6 protein-coding genes and 1 pseudogene are annotated in these 6,858 nt (G+C 58.8%); 3 read left to right on the forward strand and 4 right to left on the reverse strand.

The features are described from left to right. Positions 1 to 287 precede the first annotated feature (287 nt). A complete protein-coding gene (locus AMS65_RS00325) occupies positions 288 to 620 on the forward strand; it encodes a nuclear transport factor 2-like protein (RefSeq protein WP_053382213.1) in 333 nt (110 codons plus the stop codon). A 487-nt stretch (positions 621 to 1,107) separates the two neighbouring features. On the opposite strand, the gene AMS65_RS19235 is transcribed toward AMS65_RS00325, so the two are convergent. Next, positions 1,108 to 2,664, reverse strand: coding sequence for a hypothetical protein (locus tag AMS65_RS19235; RefSeq protein ID WP_206541951.1), 1,557 nt, complete (start codon positions 2,662 to 2,664; stop codon positions 1,108 to 1,110). Positions 2,665 to 3,144: 480 nt separating this feature from the next. On the opposite strand from AMS65_RS19235, the gene AMS65_RS19240 reads away from it, so the two are divergent. Continuing rightward, positions 3,145 to 3,408, forward strand: a complete 264-nt coding sequence (locus AMS65_RS19240) for a hypothetical protein (protein ID WP_157501966.1) — start codon at positions 3,145 to 3,147, stop codon at positions 3,406 to 3,408. Positions 3,409 to 3,444: 36 nt separating this feature from the next. Here AMS65_RS19240 and AMS65_RS19245 read toward each other — a convergent pair whose 3' ends face one another. Further along, entirely contained in the window at positions 3,445 to 4,509 is a 1,065-nt protein-coding gene (locus AMS65_RS19245) for a hypothetical protein (protein ID WP_157501969.1), read from the reverse strand. Between the two features lie 101 nt (positions 4,510 to 4,610). Here AMS65_RS19245 and AMS65_RS20560 point away from each other — a divergent pair. Beyond that, positions 4,611 to 5,171: pseudogene (locus tag AMS65_RS20560) on the forward strand (SOS response-associated peptidase); the annotation flags it as partial. Between the two features lie 176 nt (positions 5,172 to 5,347). Here AMS65_RS20560 and AMS65_RS18470 read toward each other — a convergent pair. Together AMS65_RS18470 and AMS65_RS18475 are read right to left on the reverse strand one after the other, a co-directional pair. Next, complete coding sequence (locus tag AMS65_RS18470) at positions 5,348 to 6,148, reverse strand: DUF4238 domain-containing protein (RefSeq protein ID WP_075200773.1); 801 nt, start codon at positions 6,146 to 6,148, stop codon at positions 5,348 to 5,350. Continuing rightward, on the reverse strand, positions 6,129 to 6,858 hold a 730-nt coding region (locus tag AMS65_RS18475; protein WP_193786990.1), incomplete at its 5' end, for an SIR2 family protein. The genes AMS65_RS18475 and AMS65_RS18470, both read right to left, overlap by 20 nt.

Genomic DNA, 6,858 nt, shown 5'->3' on the forward strand with positions numbered 1-6,858 from the left:
TCACGGTCGAGGATGCTCCGGTCAACACGATCGGTTCGAAGAAGGACGAGCTGTCCGCGACCGGTGGGGCCGTTCCCGGTCTTGCCATCGGTGCCGCCGGCGCCCTGCTCGTCCTGGGTGCGACGATGCTGCTGACCCGACGCACGCGCAGCGAAAGCTGATCGCCGCCGGATGACGCACAGCTCGGGCCTCGCCCCTTTTTCGGAAGGGGCGAGGCCCGACTCGTCAGTACAGCGTCGGCCGGACCGTCCGAATGCAGAAGTTTCCAGAAGAAAGTTAGATCAACCATGACTCACATCTCAGTTCCCGCTCCCGTCCAGGCTCTCGTCGGCGCGATCAACAACGCCGACACCGATGCGTTCGTCGCAGCGTTCGTCCCCGACGGATACGTCGATGACTGGGGTCGCGTCCTTCGCGGCGCGGAGGGCGTACGCAGCTGGGCGAACACCGACGCGATCGGCGCAGGCGCCCAGATGACGGTGCTCGAGTCGGGCACCACGGACGACACCACCGAACTCCGCTTCGCGTGGAAAAGCCGCGTCTTCAACGGCGAATCCACCGCATTCGCAACGGTGAAAGACGGCAAGCTCGCTTCGTTCCGCATCCCACCCCACGCGTAGCCGCCACGCGCTCTCCGAGACGTCGGGACACATCACCACGCAGGGAGGTCGCCCCCTCGGGTGACCTCCCTGCGTGCGATCCCACGCGTGATGCGAACCCTCGTGGAGCTACTCAGCATCTACTCGAATCTAAAGCCCCCAGTCAGGAGGCCGTCGGACCTGCTTCAAGAAGCGAGAAGCGTTCAAAGACCCTCGGAGAATCGAAACGACACCAAGGCGGCCAAGCGACCTCGACGTCTGAACGAAACTCAGCTTCAGGAACTCGCTGAGGCCTACCTTGCCGGTGACTCGACCTACCAGCTCGCGAGGCGGTATGGCATTCACCGTAACACTGTCGGCCGACATCTTGAGCGGCTCGGAGTAGCGACGAGGGTGTACCGGCCAAGGCGACACTAGGATCACCAGCGGGCTTGCACCCCACAGGACACCTCAGTGAGACGAAATCCGAGGATCCCTGTGTCCCGTGCTCTCCTCTAGTTCGCCCTACTTAACCCTTGAGATGTCCACTATTCCCCCTCTTCCATCCTGGACGCGGACGCATACTTACACCTACCTGAAGGAGATGGTTGCGTATTGTATTTACGCTGAATCCAAGCCTCTCCTTGATTTTGTGGAGGCTCAGTTCCTCATCCAAGTAGAGACGCTTCATTTCATCCCGCATTTCGACAGCTTCCGCATTGGGCGAGCTACCCGCAGGACGCAGGGTCACTCCAGCAGCAATCAGGTGTCGCCGTACTTGGCCCTCGGGCAAGCCGATCCTCTGCGCGACGGACCGTGTACCCAAGCCTTCAACTTCATAGAGGTAGCGCATCTTCTCCAGCCGCTCTGGCGGAATCACCGAAGCGGCCTTACTCGAACGCCGTGGAATTCCCATTCGCACAAGATGCTCAAGGACGGTTGAGTCTGAGCATCCGATACGCGCGGCGACCTTCACTAGGCCCAGTTCCTCGTCCACATAGAGATGACGAATAAGTCGATCGTCTTCCTCGGTGAGCCTCCTCCTAGTTCCACCAGCAGGCTTCGGTTCAAGCCCATCATTCGCGATAGGCGCTACGCCTGCGTCTCGGCTCGCTGGGGTATCCCGAGGTATTCCCAAGTTCTCCTGGGGCGTCCTGTAGGCACCTTCACCAGTCACCGCCGCCAGAGGCCAGTACATTTCTTTCTCATTCTTGTACCGTCGCTTCAGCTGCTTCCGAATGGGCTCCAGATAGGCGTTGCGCAGCTTGTCATCGCCGATGATTTCTTCGGGGACGTCAACCGCCTCGAGCATGACCTCCATCCAGTCGCTGTCTGCCATTGTCTCTATGACGTCAATCACCGACTCCTCCACCTCGCGGACGCGGCCGTGTCTTTCCACGGCGACCTCCACCTCTAAACGGGACAGGATCTCGGCGGCAAGAGGGGGGTCATGGAACGCGATGTTCTCAGCGTCGTACAGCAGCTCAGGCAATTCATCGGGGTGCCGCACTGCTACCTGCTTGATGCGAAGGATCAAGCGGGTCATCAAGTACTTATGGGAAAGTACTGGCTGGCCATTGCGGAAGGTCCAGCGGCCTACCTCCCCTGGACCTTCTGGGACGCCACGAACGGTGCTCACCACATCGAATTGACGTTTCAACCTCTCCACGTCTGGGCGGCGATAGTCCACGCACTTCGCCCATTCATATGTCCCCAGTCTTCCCATTTGACTAAAGAGGAGATCATTCCGCCGCAACCAGTCCCGGGCTTCCGCTGGCGTGACGCCGAAATGTTTGAGCAACTGCTCCCTGCCCGTCGATGCGCTATTCAAGATGGAGTTGATCTGCTCGAGGGTCTTGCTTACAACTGGAGCAATACGCACTTCTGAGACATGATTGGAGGCCATATCGACGAGCTGGTTGCGAATAGCCCGCGCAAGATCAGGGTCAAGGTATGCGATAGTTTTCGTATCCTGAAGGAGCTCGTTGAACGAGGTAACTCCCGAAGCCGCTGCGTCTCTTAAGCGCTCCACGAAGAAGAGGACCAGCTCCTCAACGGTCTGGCCACCACGAGGTTGCGTCAGCACCTCACGAGTTTCATCGGCGGACGTCCTTGTCATTCACCGCCTGACTATGAAGCGTTTCCATGATTTTGTCAATCCCACATGTACCTCCAGAGAAGACGTTTACGCAAGAATCGAGTCTGATTAGTTGTGCTATTTGGTTCGTGAGGCGCTGGGCTCCACGAGCTGTAGGATTCTCGCATGTTTGCAGTGTCCTCGGCCCCATCTAATGCAGAGGGAGGTCCGTTTGCCCTGACTCTGGCCTTCGCTGCCCTGCTAGTGTCGTTGCTCGCAGTTATCGTTCCTGCCGCGACGGGGAGGCAGCAACGGAAACGGGATGATCGGGCGAAGCGAGGCGAGATGTACTTGGAGCTGATGGAGCTCGTTGAGCGCCATGGGCTTTGGGTAGTCGATCGAACCTACGACGCTCTCGAGAAGTCGCCCGATAGATATAGCCCTGAAATGCCTCTCCGAAGAACAGAGAAACCCGAAAGGACACTGAGGGTGCGCGCTCGTGCCATCGTCAGCGCCTATGCGTCGCGCAAGGTTGCAGATGCTTTCGCTGCCTGGCAAGAGTGTCTAGAAGACTTCGAACAGGAGCTCGATGAGCTCGCCTTCATCGAGCACGAAGAAGGACCGGGCAGCGCCGACGCCGAAAGGGCAAAGCCACCTCGTGACAAGGAAATCTCTACTCGCGAGCTACTCGCCGATGCGGTGAATGCCGAGCTGGTGAAGGATCGACGCTTGCGGAGGAGAGCGGCTCAGTAGGTGCTGAGGCTTGCGACTCCACCGAGAACTGTGAAGCTAGTCAGCGTCCGCCCAGACTGCCTTCTTCAGGTGGACTCGCACCCCAGATCCTGAGTAGCCAAGGGCTCGGCCGATCTTCTCGTACGATTCGTCGTCCTCATAGAAGCGGCGGCGCATTTCGGCGAGATCTTCCTCATCTGGCTTCTCACGAATAACCCGCACGGAAGATCGTTGCTGAAGGAGAGCAACCACCTGCGCCGGGGAGATCCCAAGTTGCTTCGCAACTGGCTTGATCGGCATCCTCGGACGATAATCTTCCACGACGTCCCGAATTTGCTCCTCGCTGAGCCCGAAGGTCTCCGGTAGCGCTCGCGACGCCCCTCTCCGTGCGCGCGTTTCAGAACCCCTATCGCGAGGACCGCTTACGTCATCATCGACCGCCTCTGCTTTATCCGTTAGCGCAAAGACAAGCTCCTCCCTGCGTTGCTCGCTTGGAAACGCCCCAAGTCCAAGCACCGCCTTGACAACATCAAAGCCCCTCCGACGTTCATCGTCTCTGGCGCTACAGTCGGCCCGGTACGCGTCACGAATCTCCTGCTGAACCGGCTCTGGAATAGGCCCCTCTGGGGGAACGGTGATTCCGTATTCAAGTGCCCACTCACGGAGCTCCAAGGTGCTCGCTCTATCAGCTTCTTCAAGCATGAATTCAAGCCAGCTCTGCGCGAGCCCGAACTCAAACGTATGAAGAATAAGGTTCCGATACTGTTCTACCTGCTCGCCATGACGCACAGCCCAGTTGATACTCAGGAAGTAGTCTCTGATGTATCTTGCCCCTTCGGGATCGTAACTCGTTATCCATTCGGTGTCCTCGTCAAGCTGGGCACAGCGGCGATTTCGCCAGGCGTTGACAACCTGTTGCCCTTGGGTGTCTCCCGGTTCCCGAAATAGGGAACGCTCAAATCGAGCAGCGTATAGGACGGCCAGTTCCTCGAATGTGAAACCACCTCGGGTTTGCCGCGTTGCCATGTCTCGCTGTTCCTGCTCACGAACTTCAGGAGCACCGCCTTCGCTTTCTTGTCTTGCTGATCTGCCTGCTTTCTTCATAGAATCCTCGCCTGCCATAGTTATGAGCCTTACTATGCGTGAAGTAGCAGGCTGTGGGAAGCCGTAGAAATTACAACGTCTTTCTCCCACCTCGAGGCCCACACGGGTACCCTGAGGACATGTGCGGTCGATACGTACTTACCCGAGTAGCCGACGATCTCGTGCCCTTGTTCGGCCTGGAGCATGTCACGTCTCGTCCCCCACGACCCTCCTTCAACATCGCGCCATCGGAGCAAGTCAGCGTCGTGATGGAGTCCGCCAAGGAGGGATAAGGAGGGCGGCGCCTCGAGTCCGCACGCTGGGGTCTCATTCCCCCGTTCAAGAAATCACTCAAGGACGGACCGGCGCCCATCAACGCCAGGGTCGAGACGGTGCCGACAAACGGAATGTACCGCGGGGCCTTTGCGAAGCGTCGAGCTATCATTCCCGCCAGTGGGTTCTACGAGCGCCGGAAGACAGGCGACAAGCAGTCCTTCTTCATCTTCCCTTCCGCCGAGGACGAGATTCTCGCCTTCGCCGGGCTCTATGAATGGCGGCGCGACCCCACCAAGACGGATGGCGACCCCGCATCTTGGGTGCTCTCAGCGACAATCCTGACCCATCCTCCGCAGGGCGAAATGGTCAATGCTCATGACAGTGAGCCTCTCTGCCTGGGCAAGCAGGTATGGGCTGGCTGGATCCGCACGCACGTGGAAATCGAGAGCTCCTCGACTATGTGCAGGGGACATCGGCTGACGTTGCCGCGGGGCTTGCATTCAGGCATATTGGGCCAGCCTGGCTTCCGAGCAACCGTGCCTCGAAGATGGTCGGTCCTTCGTTGGTTGAGCCTGTACCGGTGTAAGGCGATTATTCCCACCTATTCGTTTGCTCCATTTGCGACACCAGCAATGACGGCGGAGTCTTTGGTGAGCGTGCCTACCTGTCCAATAATCCATCTGCGACAGCGGGATACGAGTACTTCATTGATCGGAACGCGCTCATCCAATGGGCGGCCGATCACAAGAAGGTGCGTAGGAGATAGCGGAAACGTCACTGTGCAGAGCGCGTTGTTCTGTTTCGATTCAGCCCACCGGAGGACGGCACCATCGCCCGTAACTAGCCCGCCTCCTTCATATACCGCCCACTGCCAATTCTCGAGACCATGGTCAGCGAGGCGGTCAGCCTCCTTCATGTGCCGAGAGAGGATGAGGCGATCTGCAAGCCTGAGGCCTACTTCTTCACTCGTACCGTCTGTTCTCACGGCGAGGGCTGGTGTCTGGATCTTAGCCTGGTCGGCGTAGGTGCCGCGTTCAAGGTGCATGTCCAGGAACGCAATGACTGAATGCTGTTCGTTCCGCTCGAGCGCGGTTCCCGCCCGCAACTTCGCAACTGCACGAATACCCTCAGTTTCGATCTTGCCGAACTGCCCCTCCAGATTCGCTTGATCGAGGAGACCGGCTTCGTAGACGTAGCTCACCCGAGTCGCACGTGTAGCAGTAGTTTGGTAGCCCCGACCTTCCTCAATATCTATGACGTCGAGCCGCCCTCGCTTGTCACCCCAGGCGCTGATGTAACTTCTGGAAACCATGTGGCCAAGCCTGGCGTCTGGCTTTTGCTCTGGGACAAACCGCCCCTTCGTGTGGTCTTGAGCGCTCATCTCAACGGCTCCCGTCGCCATCGCCGAATACTTCAGGGATTCCCGCCAGAGCAGTCTTCTCGATTAGCTCGAAACGCGCATCCCTGTCCGCACAGAGCGAAGGGAGCCCTCCTTCTGTTACATATGTCGGGTCAAGCGCGTAACGGAGGTCGCCAACGCTGCTGAAGATGGAAGGGTTCGATTGCGGGTAGGGATCTACGTTGATAATTCGGCGACTGCCGGATTGAGCTGCCCAGCGCCTGACTGCAGCGTCGACGTGTGGGTCACGGAACGAATAACCGATGATGATGAGGGTGTCTGCCTCGTCGAGAAGGTCTTCGAACGCCGCATAGAGTGCAGGCCACGGCTCATCGGGACGGAGCTTATTGCCGCCCCCGAAGATGAGCTTGGAGTCCAGACGATTGTTCTTCGGGGCGGCTGCCCGCGCGTCCTCGACTTCGTATATCCCGATTCGAGGGATGCCCCAATGCGGTATATCCGCGCGGGAGAATCTCCAGCTGACAGACCCATGCAACTTGAGAAGCGGAATGGCGTTCTCGGGGAACTGCCAGCGCGGGCCACCGTCCCATTCTTGAGCGCCGGTGGAGATACGCACTCCCGCTGCCGCGGCTGCGTGTTCTATTAGGAGGTCGTAGTTCAAGGAAACGATGCCGGCGAGCGGAGCATTGAGCATCGGGATGAAGTGAGAAAGCTCTGCCCCCTTGGACCTAGCGTCCACGATCTCGTATGCC

This window comes from Leucobacter celer subsp. astrifaciens, from assembly GCF_001273835.1.
GTDB lineage: Bacteria > Actinomycetota > Actinomycetes > Actinomycetales > Microbacteriaceae > Leucobacter > Leucobacter celer.

What these genes read in the sequence shown, in the direction of transcription:
- AMS65_RS18470 (WP_075200773.1), bottom strand. Translation starts at nt 6,148, where the DNA reads ATGGCGACGGGAGCCGTTGAGATGAGCGCTCAAGACCACACGAAGGGG.
- AMS65_RS19245 (WP_157501969.1), bottom strand. Translation starts at nt 4,509, where the DNA reads ATGGCAGGCGAGGATTCTATGAAGAAAGCAGGCAGATCAGCAAGACAA.
- AMS65_RS00325 (WP_053382213.1), top strand. Translation starts at nt 288, where the DNA reads ATGACTCACATCTCAGTTCCCGCTCCCGTCCAGGCTCTCGTCGGCGCG.